Genomic DNA, 16,105 nt, shown 5'->3' with positions numbered 1-16,105 from the left:
CCTCGACCCGCCATTCGTCCGCCTGCTGGCGCTCCCACCGGGTGGCCGCATAGCGCTCGGCGAGGGTAGTGAGGTTGGCGGCGAATTGCTGGCGGTTTTCCGTGTCGCCGATCCGGATATAGTGAACCTTGTGCCCGGCAGCTTGCAGTGCGGCGGCGAAGTGGCGCATGGCAGCAAAAATCGCCAGCACCTTCTGGGCATGGTGGCGCACATAGTCGGTTTCGCTGCGGGTCTCCATCATCACATAGCGCACCTGCGCATCAACGGTGCGGAACCACGGGTGTGCCGCATTGAGCTGGTCGCCGAGGATCAGGCGCAAGGTGCTCATGGCCGTACTCCCGCCACCGTGCGCTGGCGGCGGCAGCGTTCGGAGCAGTAGCGCACTGCATCCCAGTCGCGCGCCCATTTGCGGCGCCAGGCAAACGGGCGGCCGCAAGCGGCGCAGCACTTGTGGGGGAGAGCGGGTTTGGTGTGTGCCATGGTCGGCTCAGGCGCTGGCCACTTCAGGCCTTGGGCAAGGGGTGCAAGGCGGCGTGACCGCCATCGACGCTGATCGACTGACCGGTGATCCAGCCTGCCGCATCCGACAACAGGAAGGCGATCAGCGCTGCACTGTCCGCTCCTTCGCCCAGCCGGCCCAGCGGGTTGGCGTGGGCATGGCGCTCGATCAGCTCCGGTGTGCCGGTCAGCCTGGCCGACAGGCGCGACACGGTCAGCCCCGGGTGCACGCAATTGACGCGAATGCCGCGCTCGGCATAGCTGGCCGCCGTCGACAGCGCCAGCGCATCGACCGCCGCCTTGGCCGAGGCAATGGCTTCATGGTTGGGAAAGCCGGCGCGTGCCACCACACTGCCGATCAGCACCGCGCTGCCCGGCCGTTTGGCTGCGAGCTGGGCGGCGACAAAGGCCTTCAGCGCCCAGGCGGCGCTAAAGAAATTGTGTTTGAACACGGCATCCAGATCGTTTTCTGCGGTGAGATGCAGCGGGCGGATCAGGGTTGAGCCGATGCAATGGGCGAAGCCATCCACCGGCCCGATCTTCGACTCGGCGGCGGCCAACAGGCGCGATGCTGTATCCGGCTCGAGCAGATCGCCGGCCTGCACCGCAACCGGCACCGCCAGCTGTTCGGCCAGCGCCGCCAGGGGCGCTTCGTTTCTGGCGCTCAGCACCAAGGGGCGCCCCGACTGCGCCAGCAGGCGCGCCAGCGCCGAGCCCATCGCACCACTTGCCCCGGTAATCCACACTGCACCCATGATCTGCTCCTGATGGCGATACTGATGAGTAAATATTGTTACCAATTGGTATGATTTGCGCAATCAACATTCCTGGCCGCGGTGAGCGGCCCCATCACAGGGAGTTTCGGATGAGCCTGACAAGAGTTGCCGTTATCGGCGCTGGCATGGCTGGTATGGCCTGCGCGCAGCGCTTGGCCGCGCAGGGCGTGCAAGTGGATGTCTACGAAAAAAGCCGGGGGCTGGGTGGGCGAATGAGCACGCGGCGCGGCGACAACTGGCAATGTGACCATGGTGCCCAGTTCTTCACCGCGCGCGATCCGGGCTTTATGCAACAGGTCGCCCAGTGGGCTGAGGCCGGCATCGTCGCGCCATGGCCGGCGCGCATGGCGGCATACGATAAGGCTGGCTGGCGCGCGCTGGATGATGCAACAGTTCGCTACGTCGGCCTGCCCGGCATGAATGCGCCGGTGACGGCGCTAGCACAGCAGATCACCGTGCACCGCGGCACGCAGGTGATCGCAATACGTCAGACTGGCACGGCTTGGGCAGTGGATTGTCAGGGCGGTAAAGCAGATACGCCCGGCTACCAGGCGCTGGCGCTGGCGATGCCGGCGCCGCAGGCCCATGCGCTGGCGTCCCCGTGGTCGGCAGAATTGGCTGCCACGGCGCAGGCGGTGACCATGCTGCCAAGCTGGGCGCTGATCGGCCAGTTTGCCGATGCGCCATTCGCTGATTTCGACGCGGCGTTCATCAACCACGGCCCGCTACGCTGGCTGGCGCGCCAAGCCAGCAAGCCGGGCCGGCCGGAAAACCACACATGGCTGATCCATGCCAACGCAGCATGGAGCGCGGCGCATCTCGATGCCACGCCCGAGGCTGTTGCCGCCACCTTGTTCGACGCGCTGAAGCAGTTGGGCGGCAAGGCGCCTGCCGAGCATCTGCTGCATCGCTGGCGCTATGCCGATATCGATCAGCCACTGGCAATGGGTTCGGCGCTGGATAGGGATTGTCGCCTTGGCATGTGTGGCGACTGGTTGAACGGCGGCAAGGTGGAAGGTGCCTGGCTCAGCGGCCGCCATCTGGCGGATTGCTTGCTGACTCTGGGCTAGGGCAGGCGGCCTTGGGCAAGCGCGCCAAGGGCTCTGCCGGGCCGACACGCTCGGGCCAGACCGGCGCAGCTGGCCGGCCTGGCCGAGTGCTCAAGGCAGGCTGAACAGGACTTTGAGCTCGCTATTGGCTGATTTTTCCATGACGGCAAGCATGCCGGGGTCGCGCTGCAATTGTTGCAGCAACTCATCCTGGTTGGACACCTCACGGGGAGGGCCGCCGCGACCGGTGAATGCCAGCTTGGCCCAGTAGGCGCGCGCCTGGGCATCCGACTTGCCCAGCACCTGGCTCAGGAAAACTTCCCGTACTGCGCCGCTGGCCGGCAGGCTCGGTTGTACGGCTACGCCGGACAGGTTCTTGACCTTGCTGAGGTAGATTTCGATCAGTTGGTCTTTATTCAGGCTGCCCAGTGGACTCTTGGCGCCGGCAACGACCACCATTTCTGCCGCCACGGGTTGAGCGATGGCCAGCAGGCCCATAGAGCACAGCATGAAAAACGCTGCTTGGTATTTCATGGCGCACCCCTTAGAAAATCATGTCCAGATTGAGGGTATAAAGATTGACCCTGCCGTCAAAATATTGCTTGCTCAGGCCCAATGCCGGGCTGGCATAGATATTTTGCGGAAACTTGACGACAAAGGTCGACCCTAGCTCCGGTTGGGAGAAACGCATATGGTCTATTTGCGCCTTCAGGGCAATACGCGGCGCCAAATCCCAGCGTAAACCCAAGGTATAGGTATTGCCATCCGGGCTGCCTATGCCCAAGCGCGTAGATCGTAAAAAACCCAGTGTATCCGCATAGGGTGAAGCAGCCGGGCCGGAAAATGGCAACTTGTCACCCTTGGTCTTGAAATTGGTATACATCAGATACGGCGTCAACGAGCCATAACGAATACCACCCATGGCGTAATAGCTATCGGTTACCGGTGCATTGGCCAGTGTTTGTTCGCGGCGGGCCCACTCGGCTTGCGCAATGTATTGCTCATCGTCGTACGCCAGTCCGAAAGTTTTTAAATTCGACTTTCCGTGCTCGATATCCATTTCCTTGGACATCAACTGCGCGCAGTTGCTGCAAAAGGCTGGTGGTATGGTTGCTACGAATCCGATCAGGCCGGCTATGGGCGGTGCGGTGACTTTATAGTCGTAGCTTGAATAGCCGAGTCGGGCTGAAAATGGTCCGCTACTCCATTTTCCGGCAATGCCCCATGCTTTGCTGAAGTCGATGGAGACACTGCTGCCCACCGAAAGCCGTGTTTTTCCATAAAAAGCATCGACAGTAAAATTATTGGAGCCGACTTTGGGTTCCCACAGCACATTGATACCGTCTTGCCAGGTAATGGGGTTGGTGCTGTAGGCAATCGATGGTCGGGCAGCTGTTTGTGCGTAAAACAGATTGCGATAATCCGACATCAGGAATATGGGGGCAACCGAACGACCGAGTTTGAAATCCAGCTCGTCGCTAGCCTGCCAGCTGAGGTAAGCCCATTCGACTTTTGGCTTGAATTGCGATTTGTCGTCTTTCTTTGCCAGTAATTGCACCACGCCTTTTACGCTATTGGACAGGACGACGGTTGCCTGGCCGGAAATCTGCGAGTCGGCGTCGAGTCGTACATCATTGGTCGAGCCGGTGCTGGTGCGATCATCGACCTTGACGGTAACTTGCGGGTCATCGGCCTTGATCATGCCAAAGGTGGCAAAGCCTTCCAGCTTGAGGCGATTGTCAAACAGCGAAAGCTCGGCGCGCGCATTGGCGGCCAGGGCCAGCATGATGGCGGCAGCCAGTTTTCCTTGGCTAGACATGGCAAATCTCCGGTTGGCCTGTTGGGCAATTGCGCCAGCCAGCAAACACTTTCGATGTGGCTGATGGGCACGGTACCCGCTGATCATTGCGAGAGGCGACAAGCCGTGTTGTAGGTGCCGAGACGGGTTCCGGCAAAGAAGTGCTTTGCCGCGGTGACGGGCGGCAGCTTGGCGTCGCGCGCCTGCATCAGTGAGGGAGTGGCACAACCAGCTGTGCCAGTGCGCCGCCATCGTCGGCATTGCGCACGGTGATGGTGCCGCCGTGCAATTTGGCTACTTCGCCTACGAAGGGCAGGCCCAGCCCGGTGGATTTGCGTTGGCTGGCCGGGCGCGGCAGCGAATAAAAGCGCTCGAACAGGCGCGCTAGCGCATAGTCGGGTATGCCCGGCCCGTGATCGCGGATGCTGATCTGGCAACGGTTTGCCGCAATGCCTGCGCTGACGGTGATTTCGCCGCCATTTGGCGAGAAATCGATGGCATTGTCCAGCAGATTGGAGAGTGCCTGCCCGAGCAGGAAGCGCTCGCCCGATAGCTGCAGGCCGGGTGTGCATTGCACGGCAATGTGAATGTGGCGGGCAGCGCATTGCGCCGCCTTGGCATCGACCAGCTCTGCCAATAGCGCCGGCAAGTCGATGGTTTCGATGGCATCGAGCTGCTTGCGGCTTTCCAGCTGGGCCAAGGCCAGCAGGCGGTCGGTGATGGTGGTGAGGCGGGCCGCTTCGCGGCGGATATTGTCGAGAAAGCGCGCCTGATCGGGAGCCGGCATGGCAGGGCTGATCAGCTCGGCAGCACCCTGGATGGCGGCCAGCGGGCTCTTCAGCTCGTGGGTGAGACTATGCACATAGTCCTCGACATAGCGCTTGCCCTCCAGCTCGGTGCGCATGGCCTCCATCGCTCGCCCCAGTACCGCTACCTCGCCGCCACCGAGTTTGGGCAGTCTTACCCGCTCGCCGCGCCCGACCGCCTCGGCATAGTCGAGCAGGCGCTGCAGTGAGCGGGTCAGCCACCAGGACAGCAAGGTGCCGACCAGCACCGAGGCCAGTAGCACCAAGGCACCGGCGCGCGACAGGCTGCTCAGGGCCAGGTCGAAAAATGGCTGGACCGAGGCCGAAGGCTTGGCCACCGTCACCACGCCGATAATGCGGCCGGCATCGACAATGGGCGCTGCCACATGCATGACCGAGCCGCCCGCCTCGTCTGATTTGGTGGAGCGGGCGCCATAGTGGCCGCGCAGGGTCAGGTAGACATCGTTCCAGCGCGAGAAGTCCTGGCCTTCGGCCAGGTGGGCCGAGTCATACAGCACCCGGCCCTTGTCGTCGGTGACATAGATGCGGTATTCGGGCTTGTCCTTGCGTATGCCCCACACCACCGCGTCGATCCGCCTTGCCTGAAAGTCCGCCACCCGGGCGGCAAAGTGGCCATTGGCCATGCTGCCTTGCTTCACTTCGTCGCGCGCCAATTCCGCCAGCAGATTGGCACTGTCGACCAGTGAATCCTCCATGGCCTGACGCAGTGCCGGTTTCAGGCGGTCGCGCGCGCTGTCGATCAAAAACCAGGCGGCCACGCCGACAATCAGGAAATAACCGAGAAAGATACGGACGCTGATCTTCACGCCCGCTCCCAGCTCAGACTGTAGCCGAGGCCACGATGGGTGCGGATCGGGTCGCAATCGGCATCGGCGGCACGCAGCTTGGCGCGCAGGCTCTTGATATGGGCATCCACCGTGCGCTCGAAGCTCGCTTCCGGTTCATCCCAGGCCTTGTCCATCAGCTGGGCGCGGCTGAATACCCGGCCCGGGTCGGCCAGCAGCGCTGCCAGCAACCGGTATTCATAGCGCGTCAGCTCCAGCACCTGGCCATTGAGCGAGATTTGCGCCCTGGCAGCATCGTGGCGCAGGCCCGATGCATCAAGGGGCGTCTGCGGCTGACTGCGCCGCAAGATGGCCTTGACCCGGCCGACCAGCTCGCGCGGGCTGAATGGTTTGACCACATAGTCGTCGGCACCGATCTCGAAGCCGACCACCCGGTCGATTTCGGCGGCACGGGCAGTCAGGAACAGCACCGGCACGGCCGAGCGCTGGCGTATGGCTTTGCATACTTCGAAGCCGCTCTGGTCGGGCAGGCCGATATCGAGTATCAGCAAATCAGCAGGGTCGCTGGCGTGGCTGGCCAGCAGCTCGCGCCCCAGCTGGTGCCATTGCACCGCAAAACCTTCTTGCTGCAGGGCATAGATGAGCGTATCGGCGATGGCGGCTTCGTCTTCGGCGAGGAGAATGCGTTTGTTCATCGCAAGATGATCTCCGATCAAAGGCTGAGAAGGGCAAGAAGTTTTTCGCAGCTGCGGCGCTGCCAGAGGGTTGTTGGGGCTGGATATCGTGCGACTGGTAACCGTGTTTTCAGTGCATTGTCATAAATTTTGACATCTTGGCGCTGCGCGGTGGCGCGTATTCGCCTAAGCTCTCGGAAAATCCCAGGGGAATATCATGTCCATGCCTTACCGTTTTTTGTCCAGCCTGACCTTGTGCCTTCTGTTGCAGGCTGTTTCCAGCGCAGCGGGGGTATTGCCCGGCGCCAGTGTCGATATGGGGCGCAAGACCTATACCGATAAATGCCTGAGCTGTCATGGCGATATCGACAATCCCATCCTGCCGCAGATTTTTGTCGGGCGGAACAACCCCACCGTTATCCGTGGCGCGTTTACCAGCGTGTCGCAGATGCGCGCCGATACCACGCTGGCCAAGCTGACCGACGCCGACGTATCGAATCTGGCGATCTTCCTGGCCAAGAGCAATACCACCGATTCTGACCGGGTGTTCGACTGGGGGCAGAAGTCCTTCCCATCCCTCTTGGTCGGTCCGGTGCAGAGCGGCACGCTGTCGGGCTATTACTTCCGCTTGTATACGGGCTCGCAGGTCTATATTGCCACCCAGGGCGATGCCAGTAACGGTGGCCGCGCCTTCTTTTATGCGCCGGCCAGCGGATCGGGGATTCTTGACCTTGGCACCATCCAGAGTTTCTTGCCCAGTGCGGCAGCGGCGGGTTTCTGATTTCTGCGCCTGAGTGTTGGCTCGCGTCTTGCCACGGCGCTTGCTGTCACGACCGCGATCCGGCATTGCTCGCCTGATGCTTGAAGAAGGGCACTCCATGTATCGATTGCTGCTTGTTGCATTATTGGCTTTCAGTCAGCCGCTGCTCGCGGCGGCACCGGGCCAAGCTGCGCCACCGCTGGCGCTGGCTGACGGCCAGGGTCAAACCCTTGATCTGGCAAGCTTGCGCGGCAAGCTGGTGTATGTGGATTTCTGGGCGTCCTGGTGCGGGCCTTGCCGGCAGTCGTTTCCGTTCATGAACCAGCTGCTCAAGCAGTACGGCGACGCAGGCCTTGTCGTGCTGGCGGTCAATGTCGATGCCGAGGCCAAGGATGCGGCGGCTTTTCTGGCGCGCTATCCGGCGCAATTCACCGTGCTGTATGACGCCGCTGGCAACAGCGCCAAAGCCTGGGCGGTGGCCGGCATGCCGTCGAGTTATCTGATCGACCGCCAGGGCAGGGTGCGGGCCAGCCATCTGGGTTTTCGCGCCGATAGCGCCGCGAAGATCACCAGCGAGATTGACGCCTTGCTGAAAGAAACTGTCACCGGGAACTAGTCATGCGAAGCAGCTTGTTGATCGTTATCGCCTTGCTGGCCGGCTGTGCCAGCGTGCAGCCCTGGGAGAAAGGCTATCTGGCCAAGCGGCAGATGGCTTTCGATCCTGACCCGGTGGAAGCGCGCCAGAAAAACCATCTGTATGCCAGTAAGGAAGCCGCCAAGGGCGGCACCGGGGTGGGCGGGGGAGGTTGCGGATGCAACTGATGCCCAGGCCGGATACGGAACGCGACATCGAGACCAGCGAGGTATTGGGCCTGTTGACGGCCGCCGCACTGGCCCTGGTGCCGGTGGCGGCCCAGGCGGTAGCGCCGCCCGATGGCATGGCGGCGCAGCTTAGCTACCTGAGTTATCGCGATTACGACGCGAAGCGCGATCGCATGTCGGTGCGTAGCCCGACACTCTGGTTGCAGGCGCCGCTTGGCGCCAGTAACAGCATCGAGGCCTCAGCCACGCTGGACAGCATGTCCGGAGCCTCCCCGCAGTATCTGAACACCCTTTCCGGTGCTTCCGGCCTGGGTATCCACGACAGGCGCAAGCAGGGCGATATCAAGCTGCGCCATTATTTCGACCGGCTGGTGCTGGGTGTCGGTGCCGCCTACTCCGATGAGAACGATTACCGCTCGCGCGCCGCCAGCCTCGATGGGCAATGGCTTAGCGCCGATCAGAACACCACGGTTTCGTTTGGCATCGGCCAGAGCAATGACCGCATCAGCGCGACCGATCGCGACTATGTCGACGGGCGCCGCCGTACCACCGACTATCTGCTCGGCCTCACCCAGGTGCTGTCGCCGCTGGACATCATCCAGTCCAATCTGACCTATAGCAATGGCGGGGGCGACTTTACCGACCATTACAAACCGCTCGATCTGCGCCCGGATAGCCGGCACGAGCTAGCCTGGTTAAGCCGTTACCGGCGCTGGATGCCGGCCTTCGATGCCGCCTTGCATGTTGACTATCGCTACTACCGCGATAGCTGGCAGGTGCATGCGCATAGTGTGGAGTTGAGCTGGTATCAATCGCTAGGCGAGCGGTGGAGCGTACGCCCGAGCTTGCGCTACTACACGCAAAGTGCGGCCCGCTTTTTCAGCAACCGCTTTCCGCCGCGCGATTTTGACGTGCCTTACAGTGCCGACGGCCGCCAGGGCGCCTTCGGCGCCGCTACCGTCGGCCTGAAAGTCAGCCGCATGATCGATGCCGATACCCGCATCGACCTGCTGGCAGAGCGCTATGAGCAGCGTAGCGGGCTGCGCTGGGGGGGCGGTGGCACGGCAGGGCTGGCACCGGTCAAGGCGCGCTGGTTTGCGCTGGGGCTCAGTTACGGATTTCGCTAGGCACTGTATCAGGCCTCGATTGAATGAAATTCTCGCCTGGAGCGCCGCCAGCAAAGGCGTAAAGCACAGCCATATCGAGATAGGGCGAGCATTTGCAACGCTGCGTGGCGGCGAATCCAGGCGGGAATTTTTTAACGAACTTTTGAGACAAGACGCCAGGAAAGCATTGGCGTTCAAGCTTGGCTCGCGAATTTGCGCACGTTTTATGCCCTGAGCTGACTTCCGGCTTGCTGACAGGGCGGCAGAGCCCTGCTGCCCGTTCAGGCATGCAGGCCGACCAAGCTGCCGGCGTGTTGGCGCAGCTCGGGTAGTCGCAGGCGAAATTGCGGTGTCAGCAAGGTCGATGCGCTGTTGGCAGGACTCGCATGCTCACCAAGCGAGGCAATCACTGCCTCACTGAGCTGGCGATAAAAGCCGGGTTGGGCCGCCTGCATATCCAGCAGGAGACGCGTGCATTTTTCATCCACCCATTGCCAGGCCGGGCGGCGGCTGCGCATATCGGGATGGCTGCGCAAACTGTCGGGGAAGGCAAGCGCCTGTACATCTTCCCAGACCCACAGGTAGTCAAGATCGCTGGCTCGCTCGAACGGTACGCCCAGCATTTCGGCCGACGCCCGGTCGTGCCGCGCCGCAAAGTCGACGATCTCGATCCGCGTCCGGGTGCTGCCAGCACACTTGCGCTGCGCCTGGATCCAGCAATGGTAGTCACGCATATCGCCGAGCCGTCGCGCCCGGCGCCGCTCCTCGCGACCCGGGTAGAAGACGATATACATGCCATTGCCACAATCGAGCACCTGGCCGCCGCACACCGGGTAATAGGGGTGCTTGAGTACCTCGCTCAATACCCGGGCGCCGACAATGGCATAGGTGGCGCAGCGTCCCAGCGCCTGCTGGGCATAGATACGGCCAAGCACCGACTGGATTGCACAATCCAGGGCGGTGCGAATGGCGGGGCTGACCGGCAGGGCGTCGATATCGGGCATGGGTGCGGCGGGAGCAGGCAGTTCGATCTGTCTGCACTACATCGTCTGGCACACGCCGGCCTTGAGCCTGAGCAGCCTGTTTTTTGCCGCATCTTGCCAATCAGGCTGCAGCGGTGTGCGCTAAGTGATTGAATGCGCGGGGTTTCGTGGCGCCGTCAAGGTAGGCCGCAAGCAGGGCGGCCGACAGGCGGTGGGCGCATGGCGCCCACACGCTGCCGCCTGAGGTCTATTTCCCGGCCACACCTCGCGCACTGGCACCTAGTGCATAAGTGGAGCCACGAACGCGCAGCAATGGGTCGTTGGAGATATCCACGCCATCGGCCAGATTGAGCGGGTTAAGGGCCAGTTGTTTCTCCTGGGTGGCGCTGTCCGGCATGGCGGCGGTCAGGTAGACGGTGCCAAGCACCAGGCGCTTGCGCGTGTCGGGCCAGCTGATGCTGGCATCGTCCAGCTTGTCGCCCTTCTCCGGTAGCTGGAATACCAGATCAAACGTGATGGCAGTGCGGCGGATGCGCTCGCGCAGCTCATCGGCCAGGTAGTTGGGGCTGAATGAGGCGGTTTCCGACTCGGTCAACTGATTGCCCTTGGCGTCCGGCACCAGGATATAGCGACCAGGGCTGGGCTTGTCCTTGTCATTGCGCAGCACGAAGGTGTTTACCCCGTAAAAGGTCTCGCTGGCATAGCTGTCCCAGATCGGGCGTGGTGCGTTGATAAAACGCTTGGCCGCTGGATGCTTGCCCAGAAACCGTTCCAGTGGCGAGGATTTGCCGCTGCCGGGGGCGGCGAGCACGCGCAGGAATTCGGCGAATTCTTCGCCGGTACGCACCGGAAAGCCGTTGTAGCCATGCATCACGATATCGGTGTAGCGGCCGTCGTCCGGCATGGTGAAGCGCAACGCCACGCCATGCGGCGAGGCGTTCGGACTGTTGTCGGCAATATCGGGCAGGCCGGTGGCATTGGAGAAGCGGGCGATCACCTGGCTGGGGAAGTGAAAATGCCGCGCCCGCGACATCAGGGCGGCCTGGATGGTTGGCTCGAACGTGCCGGTCAGGATCACTCCCTTATTGTGTTGTACCCGGCCATTGGCATCGGTGCCGGGCAGGGCGCGCAGCTGGTCGAGCAAGGCTTGCGGCGTGACCGGTGCGACTTTCTCGGCTGCCTGGGAGTAAGAAGCGCAAAACAGATTGATTGCCAAGAGGCCGGTCAGGCTAGCGTTCGGTAGTTTCATGGGCGATGGCTCCGGGGGCTATGGGGCAGGGCTCCGGTAGCAGAGCCCAAGGCAAGGATCGGGCAATACTATGACACAGAGCCGGTCAGCGGCTAGCGATGACCGCCCCTGCTGGCCTGGATGCAGCGGCGGTACGCAGTAAAAAACCGGCCTGGGCCGGTTTCCTTTTTCTGCTTATTTGGCCTTGCCCGTATCACCGGGTTTGACCTGGGCCAGGAACGTGCCGACAGGCACCACGACCTGTTTGACCTTCTTGGGCTTCTTGCTTTCCTTGTTACTGTGCTTTTGACCTTTTGCCATCGTTTTGCTCCTGGCGGCGTCGTCTATCCCCGGACGCAGCCTTGCTGCTGCGGTTGCTTCGCCGCCGGCCACTACGCGGGTTGGCAGTGGCCTGGCTCGATCATAGGCGCATTTGTGGGCAGCGGTGCGTGTAGTTGCCAAGCACGCGACCCCAAAACAAAACGCCCCGCTTGAGCGGGGCACCGTGGCAAGGCTATTTGCCGCCAAGCATCTGTTTTTTCAGGGTGGAATCGGCCGGGCGATCACCGAGCCAGATTTTCAACAAGGCGTTGTAAAAATCGGCATCAGGCATCGGCTCGCCCAGTTTCTTGCCATTGAGCTGCACTACCGTACCGGTGTTGGGTATCCAGTCCACCGTCATCACATCCTTGGGTTTGATCGAGCGGTAGGCGCCGAACAGCTGGCCGATGGCCAGCATCTGGTTGAAAAAGCGTGCTTTTTCTTCATCGCTGCAATTGTGGTTGAGGCCATCGAGCAGGGCCTGGCTCAGGGTGTCCGAGCTCAATTCGCGCAGCATGGTCATGCTGACGCGCTTGGGGCCATTCAATGCCAGCACATCCTTGGTGGTGGTGCGTGGTTCGCTGACATACAGGGCGGCTACATAGACCTTGGCAAACAGCTTGGTGCGGATGCCGGCGCCGTTGAGCTTCAATTCGCTATTGGCCACTTTGACGGTTTCTTCCACCGCCACCCCGTTCACATCGATACTGGCTTGGGCCAGGCTGCCCATTGCCAGCATGCCGGCCAAGAGCCAGCTTTTTACGCCATTGATCAGTTTCATTTTGTCTCCATCGATCGACCTGTGCCGCCCCCCCACGGGGCAAGCCTTGCTTGGCAGCCGCTACCTGACACCTTGCTGATGCAATGGCGCAGCACCGGCGAGCAATCATCCGGGCTTGTGCCGCCATGGTCAAACCGAATTAGAGCAGTTGCTTGAATGTTGGCTGGGCCGCACGGTTTCGTTGCGCCGCGCACTCACTTGACCTTCATCGCCGCTGTCACGCAAATCACATCAAACCGTCTTATTGGCAAAACCGTCGCGTCATACAGGCTTGTTATACATGCAGCCCCCACAGAGCATGGGCTGGTCGGCATGGGTCGGCCAGATACACAAAGGAGAAGTAAGCATGTTGAAAACATTGAGCAACTGGCTGGCAGGCGCCGCCCTGCTGGCGCTGTCCGGCCTTGTACAGGCAGAGAATTACGACTATCTGCTACTGGCCAGCTCCTGGGAGCCTGGCTTTTGCGCCACCCACCAGGGCAATACCGAATGCGCGAACCTGAGCAGCACCAGCTTTGCCGGCAGCCATCTGTCCCTGCATGGCTTGTGGCCGAACAATTACGATGGCAGCTACCCCTCGTATTGCGGTGTGCCGCAGGCGCAGATCAATCTCGATCGCGCACCGACCTGGTGCAGCATGGCCAATTATGGTCTGAGCAGTGCGATGGCGACGCAGTTGTCCACCTATATGCCGGGCGCCGCTTCCTGCCTCGACAAGCATGAGTGGTACAAGCACGGCACCTGCTCGGATCAAGGCACCGACCCGAATAGCTACTGGGCCACGGCAGACTGGCTGGTAGCCAAACTCGGCCAGACCAGTTTCAACAAGTTCATCGCCAGCAAGGCGGGCAAATATGTCAGTCGTAGCCAGTTGCTGGCCGCGTTTGAAACCAGTTTCGGCAGTGGCAGCGCGGCAGCCCTGTCCTTGCTGTGCAGCAGCTCGGGCGGCAAAAGCTATCTGACCGAGGCGCGCATTGCTCTTGATCCGGCCGCGCTGGGCGATTTCCCGGCCGGCTCCGCCCTGGTGACCGATGCGGGCACGGCGGGTACCTGCCCGAGCAGCAATATCTATATCGCCCGGCCTTAAGGCGATAGCGGGAAGTTTCCGGCTGCCGCATGGCCGGTCACGCCCCGCCCGACGGTCGTGGCGCTGCTTGCCGCGCGTTCAGTTGCCGCCGGACGCGTGGTGCAGCTCCCCCGCCGCTTGGCTTTCCATTGGGCTGGGCCAATCAGCGGGGCATCGGCCCAGCTGAACATCGGGCGTGCCGTGCCAGAGGGCGAGTCGGGCAATGGCGGCGTTGACGTCGTTCACCAGCCGCTGGCTGATGCGTACGCCGGTTTCCAGATGTAGCGACTTCACTTCGAATACGCCTATCTGACGATGTGCCTTGGCGTCGAGCCGGCCCACCAGCCGGTTGCGGCTAAGGATGGGCAGCACGAAATAGCCGTACTGTCGCTTTGGCGCCGGGGTGTAGCACTCGATGCGGTAATCGAAATCCCATAGTTCGCTGGCTCGCTTGCGATCCCACACCACCGGGTCGAACGGTGACAGCAAGGTAGTGACGCTGCTGGCCAGCTTGCCGGCGGCAGCGGCCGGCAAATGCCCGGCCAGACTGGCGTGGACGAAGGCATCGTGCGACCAGCCCTCGATCCGCACTGGCAGCAGCTCGCCCGCATCGGCCAGCTGGTGCAGCAAGGCGTCGTATTTGCCGCGTTTCAGGCGGTAGTAATCAGCCACCCAGCCAGCCTTCACCACGCCAAGTGCCGCGCAGCTGTTTCGCACCATCTGCCGCTCGGCACTGGCAAAGTCGGGTTGGTCGCGCGCATCGATCCAGCCCTGCGGCCGCGATTTGGCCAGTACCCGTTCGGCCAGGTCGTAAATGCGCTGGAAATTGTGCCTTGCCGTCACCATCAATTCGCCGGTGGTGAACAGCACTTCCAGATGGCGCTTTTCCGGTTTCCAGTCCCACCAGCCGCCGCCCTTCTTTCCATCGCTACGGGCAAAGTCGGCGGCGCGCACCGGGCCGTGTTCGCGGATACGCGAGAGGAGCTGCTCGATATCGGCCTGATGGGTTTTCAGCCAGTTCAGCGAATATTTCCAGCCCATGCTGGCCGGGTCGCGCATCCGGTAGCGCAGCAGGCCGTAGTCCTCGCTGGGAATAAGGCAGGCTTCATGCGCCCAGTATTCAAAGATGTCGCCGCGCGCCAGCGTGGCATCGAGCCAGGCCGGTTCATAGTCGCCCAGTCGGCTCCACAGCACCAGATAGGGGCTGCGCGCCACCACATTGATGGTATCGATCTGCAATAAGGCCATGCGGCGGATGGCGGCCAGCACATCGACCGGCTTGGCCTTGCGCCGCACCGGGCTGAGCAGGCCTTGCGCGGCCAGATGCAGGGCGCGGGCACTGACGAGCGGGATATGGAGCGTCATGATACTGCCGGGGTGAACGAAAGTTCTCCATCATGGCAAGCGTTGCGGCCGCTGGCAAGGCGAGGCGTGCGATCAGTACTCGCCCAGCTCGCGCTCCAGGTCGAGTTCCTGGATCTTGCGGGTCAGTGTATTGCGGCCCAGGCCAAGCCGCTCGGCCGCTTCGATGCGCCGGCCCGAGGTGGCGGCCAGCGCATGCAGAATCAGGGTGCGCTCGAACTGGCGGGTCAGCTCGTCGATAAAGCCTCGCTCGCCCGCCAACAGGCGCCGGTCGGCTTCGGCACCGAGCTGGCTGAGCCAGTCGCCGCTGGCGGCAACGGTAGCGTCACCTTTCAGCTCCGGCGGCAGATCGGCCGGGCCCACCGTTTGGCCGGGCGCCATCACGGTGATCCAGTGGCACAGGTTTTCCAGCTGCCGCACATTGCCGGGGAAGTCGAAACCGGCCAGCTGACGCATCGCCTCATCGCTTAGGCGCTTGGTCTCGCTGCCCAGCTCGCGGGCAGACTGGCCGAGAAAATGTCGGGTCAGCAGGGGGATGTCTTCGCGTCGCTCGCGCAAAGGTGGCAGGCGCAGGCGGATCACATTGAGGCGGTGGAACAGATCTTCGCGGAACAGGCCTTGTTTGACCCGCTCTTCCAGCATCTGGTGGGTGGCGGCGATCACCCGCACATTGGCTTTGATCGGCGCATGGCCGCCCACCCGGTAGTAGTAGCCATCGCTGAGCACCCGCAACAGGCGGGTTTGCAGCTCGGCCGGCATATCGCCGATTTCATCGAGAAACAGGGTGCCGCCTTCGGCCTGCTCGAAGCGGCCGCTGCGTTGTGCCTGCGCGCCGGTAAACGCGCCACGCTCATGGCCGAACAGCTCGCTTTCCAATAGCTCTTTGGGAATGGCGGCGGTATTGATGGCGACAAAGGGGCGGCTGGCGCGCGGGCTGTGCCGATGCAGGGCCTGGGCCACCAGCTCCTTGCCCGAGCCCGATTCGCCGGTAATCAACACCGTTGCCGCCGACTGACTGAGCCGGCCAATGGCGCGGAACAATTCCTGCATGGCCGGCGCCTGGCCGAGGATTTCCGGGGCGCTATCGCTGGGCGCGTCCACCACTTCCTGCTTGGCACTTTCGTCCATGGCCCGCCGGATCAGGGCGATGGCGTGATCGACGTCGAAGGGCTTGGGCAGATACTCGAAGGCCCCGCCCTGGAATGCGGCGACGGCGCTTTCCAGATCGGAATGGGCGGTCATGATGATGACCGGCAGGCGCGGGTAGTG

The 16,105-nt window shown here is 62.4% G+C and carries 20 protein-coding genes; 7 read left to right on the top strand and 13 right to left on the bottom strand.

Translation table 11 applies throughout. From position 1 onward, the window contains the following. From ACE3OH_RS06065 to ACE3OH_RS06055, 3 genes are all read right to left on the bottom strand, one after another. Positions 1–328: cryptochrome/photolyase family protein (locus ACE3OH_RS06065; RefSeq protein ID WP_374349539.1), on the bottom strand; the 328-nt coding region annotated here is incomplete at its 3' end. Continuing rightward, entirely contained in the window at positions 325–480 is a 156-nt protein-coding gene (locus tag ACE3OH_RS06060) for a DUF2256 domain-containing protein (protein WP_374349523.1), read from the bottom strand. The genes ACE3OH_RS06060 and ACE3OH_RS06065, both read right to left, overlap by 4 nt. 23 nt (positions 481–503) lie before the next feature. Further along, on the bottom strand, positions 504–1,253 hold the full coding sequence (locus ACE3OH_RS06055; protein WP_374349522.1) for an SDR family NAD(P)-dependent oxidoreductase: 750 nt from the start codon (positions 1,251–1,253) through the stop codon (positions 504–506). 110 nt (positions 1,254–1,363) lie between these two features. Here ACE3OH_RS06055 and ACE3OH_RS06050 point away from each other — a divergent pair, with 110 nt between their 5' ends. Next, positions 1,364–2,344 carry an NAD(P)/FAD-dependent oxidoreductase gene (locus ACE3OH_RS06050; RefSeq protein ID WP_374349521.1) on the top strand — a complete coding sequence of 327 codons (981 nt, stop codon included), beginning with the start codon at positions 1,364–1,366 and terminating at the stop codon, positions 2,342–2,344. A gap of 90 nt (positions 2,345–2,434) precedes the next feature. Here the strand turns inward: ACE3OH_RS06050 and ACE3OH_RS06045 are convergent, their stop codons facing one another. From ACE3OH_RS06045 to creB, 4 genes are all read right to left on the bottom strand, one after another. Next, positions 2,435–2,857: a hypothetical protein gene (locus ACE3OH_RS06045; protein WP_374349519.1), complete on the bottom strand. Its 423-nt coding sequence runs from the start codon at positions 2,855–2,857 to the stop codon at positions 2,435–2,437. Positions 2,858–2,867: 10 nt separating this feature from the next. Next, the gene (locus ACE3OH_RS06040) at positions 2,868–4,142 is read right to left on the bottom strand and encodes a porin (RefSeq protein ID WP_374349517.1); all 1,275 of its coding nucleotides are present in this window, start codon (positions 4,140–4,142) and stop codon (positions 2,868–2,870) included. A gap of 187 nt (positions 4,143–4,329) precedes the next feature. After that, on the bottom strand, positions 4,330–5,754 hold the full coding sequence (gene creC, locus ACE3OH_RS06035; protein ID WP_374349516.1) for a two-component system sensor histidine kinase CreC: 1,425 nt from the start codon (positions 5,752–5,754) through the stop codon (positions 4,330–4,332). After that, a complete protein-coding gene (gene creB, locus ACE3OH_RS06030) occupies positions 5,751–6,428 on the bottom strand; it encodes a two-component system response regulator CreB (RefSeq protein ID WP_374349515.1) in 678 nt (225 codons plus the stop codon). Before creB ends, creC begins: the two co-directional genes overlap by 4 nt. Before the next feature lie 196 nt (positions 6,429–6,624). Between creB and ACE3OH_RS06025 the strand changes: the two genes are divergently transcribed. From ACE3OH_RS06025 to ACE3OH_RS06005, 5 genes are all read left to right on the top strand, one after another. Continuing rightward, on the top strand, positions 6,625–7,188 hold the full coding sequence (locus tag ACE3OH_RS06025; RefSeq protein WP_374349513.1) for a hypothetical protein: 564 nt from the start codon (positions 6,625–6,627) through the stop codon (positions 7,186–7,188). 97 nt (positions 7,189–7,285) lie between these two features. After that, on the top strand, positions 7,286–7,783 hold the full coding sequence (locus tag ACE3OH_RS06020) for a TlpA family protein disulfide reductase (RefSeq protein ID WP_374349512.1): 498 nt from the start codon (positions 7,286–7,288) through the stop codon (positions 7,781–7,783). Between the two features lie 2 nt (positions 7,784–7,785). Next, complete coding sequence (locus ACE3OH_RS06015; RefSeq protein WP_374349510.1) at positions 7,786–7,989, top strand: DUF4266 domain-containing protein; 204 nt, start codon at positions 7,786–7,788, stop codon at positions 7,987–7,989. Next, positions 7,980–9,116, top strand: coding sequence for a DUF3570 domain-containing protein (locus ACE3OH_RS06010; RefSeq protein ID WP_374349508.1), 1,137 nt, complete (start codon positions 7,980–7,982; stop codon positions 9,114–9,116). The genes ACE3OH_RS06015 and ACE3OH_RS06010 overlap by 10 nt, the downstream gene beginning before the upstream one ends. A gap of 19 nt (positions 9,117–9,135) precedes the next feature. Then, positions 9,136–9,330, top strand: coding sequence for a hypothetical protein (locus tag ACE3OH_RS06005; protein WP_374349506.1), 195 nt, complete (start codon positions 9,136–9,138; stop codon positions 9,328–9,330). 46 nt (positions 9,331–9,376) lie between these two features. On the opposite strand, the gene ACE3OH_RS06000 is transcribed toward ACE3OH_RS06005, so the two are convergent. From ACE3OH_RS06000 to ACE3OH_RS05985, 4 genes are all read right to left on the bottom strand, one after another. After that, a complete protein-coding gene (locus ACE3OH_RS06000) occupies positions 9,377–10,099 on the bottom strand; it encodes a hypothetical protein (RefSeq protein ID WP_374349504.1) in 723 nt (240 codons plus the stop codon). A gap of 226 nt (positions 10,100–10,325) precedes the next feature. Beyond that, positions 10,326–11,327 (bottom strand): catalase, encoded by a 1,002-nt coding sequence (locus tag ACE3OH_RS05995; protein WP_374349502.1) that lies wholly within the window; start codon positions 11,325–11,327, stop codon positions 10,326–10,328. A gap of 174 nt (positions 11,328–11,501) precedes the next feature. Then, positions 11,502–11,627: a hypothetical protein gene (locus tag ACE3OH_RS05990; protein WP_374349501.1), complete on the bottom strand. Its 126-nt coding sequence runs from the start codon at positions 11,625–11,627 to the stop codon at positions 11,502–11,504. Between the two features lie 193 nt (positions 11,628–11,820). Beyond that, the gene (locus ACE3OH_RS05985) at positions 11,821–12,408 is read right to left on the bottom strand and encodes a chalcone isomerase family protein (RefSeq protein WP_374349500.1); all 588 of its coding nucleotides are present in this window, start codon (positions 12,406–12,408) and stop codon (positions 11,821–11,823) included. 346 nt (positions 12,409–12,754) lie between these two features. Between ACE3OH_RS05985 and ACE3OH_RS05980 the strand changes: the two genes are divergently transcribed. Further along, positions 12,755–13,495, top strand: a complete 741-nt coding sequence (locus ACE3OH_RS05980) for a hypothetical protein (protein ID WP_374349499.1) — start codon at positions 12,755–12,757, stop codon at positions 13,493–13,495. A gap of 78 nt (positions 13,496–13,573) precedes the next feature. On the opposite strand, the gene ACE3OH_RS05975 is transcribed toward ACE3OH_RS05980, so the two are convergent. After that, a complete protein-coding gene (locus ACE3OH_RS05975) occupies positions 13,574–14,839 on the bottom strand; it encodes a winged helix-turn-helix domain-containing protein (RefSeq protein WP_374349497.1) in 1,266 nt (421 codons plus the stop codon). A 72-nt stretch (positions 14,840–14,911) separates the two neighbouring features. Next, positions 14,912–16,105: nitrogen regulation protein NR(I) (ntrC, locus tag ACE3OH_RS05970; RefSeq protein WP_374349496.1), on the bottom strand; the 1,194-nt coding region annotated here is incomplete at its 5' end.

It is taken from the genome of Chitinimonas sp. (assembly GCF_041904975.1).
In the GTDB taxonomy this organism is placed as follows: domain Bacteria; phylum Pseudomonadota; class Gammaproteobacteria; order Burkholderiales; family Chitinimonadaceae; genus Chitinimonas.
Note: the sequence above shows the minus strand (reverse complement) of the source record. Positions and strands in the feature narration are given on the sequence as shown.

What these genes read in the sequence shown, in the direction of transcription:
- ACE3OH_RS06020 (WP_374349512.1), top strand. Translation starts at nt 7,286, where the DNA reads ATGTATCGATTGCTGCTTGTTGCATTATTGGCTTTCAGTCAGCCGCTG.
- ACE3OH_RS06055 (WP_374349522.1), bottom strand. Translation starts at nt 1,253, where the DNA reads ATGGGTGCAGTGTGGATTACCGGGGCAAGTGGTGCGATGGGCTCGGCG.
- ACE3OH_RS06045 (WP_374349519.1), bottom strand. Translation starts at nt 2,857, where the DNA reads ATGAAATACCAAGCAGCGTTTTTCATGCTGTGCTCTATGGGCCTGCTG.
- ACE3OH_RS05975 (WP_374349497.1), bottom strand. Translation starts at nt 14,839, where the DNA reads ATGACGCTCCATATCCCGCTCGTCAGTGCCCGCGCCCTGCATCTGGCC.
- ACE3OH_RS06000 (WP_374349504.1), bottom strand. Translation starts at nt 10,099, where the DNA reads ATGCCCGATATCGACGCCCTGCCGGTCAGCCCCGCCATTCGCACCGCC.
- ACE3OH_RS06025 (WP_374349513.1), top strand. Translation starts at nt 6,625, where the DNA reads ATGTCCATGCCTTACCGTTTTTTGTCCAGCCTGACCTTGTGCCTTCTG.
- ACE3OH_RS05995 (WP_374349502.1), bottom strand. Translation starts at nt 11,327, where the DNA reads ATGAAACTACCGAACGCTAGCCTGACCGGCCTCTTGGCAATCAATCTG.
- ACE3OH_RS06060 (WP_374349523.1), bottom strand. Translation starts at nt 480, where the DNA reads ATGGCACACACCAAACCCGCTCTCCCCCACAAGTGCTGCGCCGCTTGC.
- ACE3OH_RS06015 (WP_374349510.1), top strand. Translation starts at nt 7,786, where the DNA reads ATGCGAAGCAGCTTGTTGATCGTTATCGCCTTGCTGGCCGGCTGTGCC.
- ACE3OH_RS06040 (WP_374349517.1), bottom strand. Translation starts at nt 4,142, where the DNA reads ATGTCTAGCCAAGGAAAACTGGCTGCCGCCATCATGCTGGCCCTGGCC.
- creB (WP_374349515.1), bottom strand. Translation starts at nt 6,428, where the DNA reads ATGAACAAACGCATTCTCCTCGCCGAAGACGAAGCCGCCATCGCCGAT.
- ACE3OH_RS05980 (WP_374349499.1), top strand. Translation starts at nt 12,755, where the DNA reads ATGTTGAAAACATTGAGCAACTGGCTGGCAGGCGCCGCCCTGCTGGCG.
- ACE3OH_RS05990 (WP_374349501.1), bottom strand. Translation starts at nt 11,627, where the DNA reads ATGGCAAAAGGTCAAAAGCACAGTAACAAGGAAAGCAAGAAGCCCAAG.
- ACE3OH_RS06010 (WP_374349508.1), top strand. Translation starts at nt 7,980, where the DNA reads ATGCAACTGATGCCCAGGCCGGATACGGAACGCGACATCGAGACCAGC.
- ACE3OH_RS05985 (WP_374349500.1), bottom strand. Translation starts at nt 12,408, where the DNA reads ATGAAACTGATCAATGGCGTAAAAAGCTGGCTCTTGGCCGGCATGCTG.
- ACE3OH_RS06050 (WP_374349521.1), top strand. Translation starts at nt 1,364, where the DNA reads ATGAGCCTGACAAGAGTTGCCGTTATCGGCGCTGGCATGGCTGGTATG.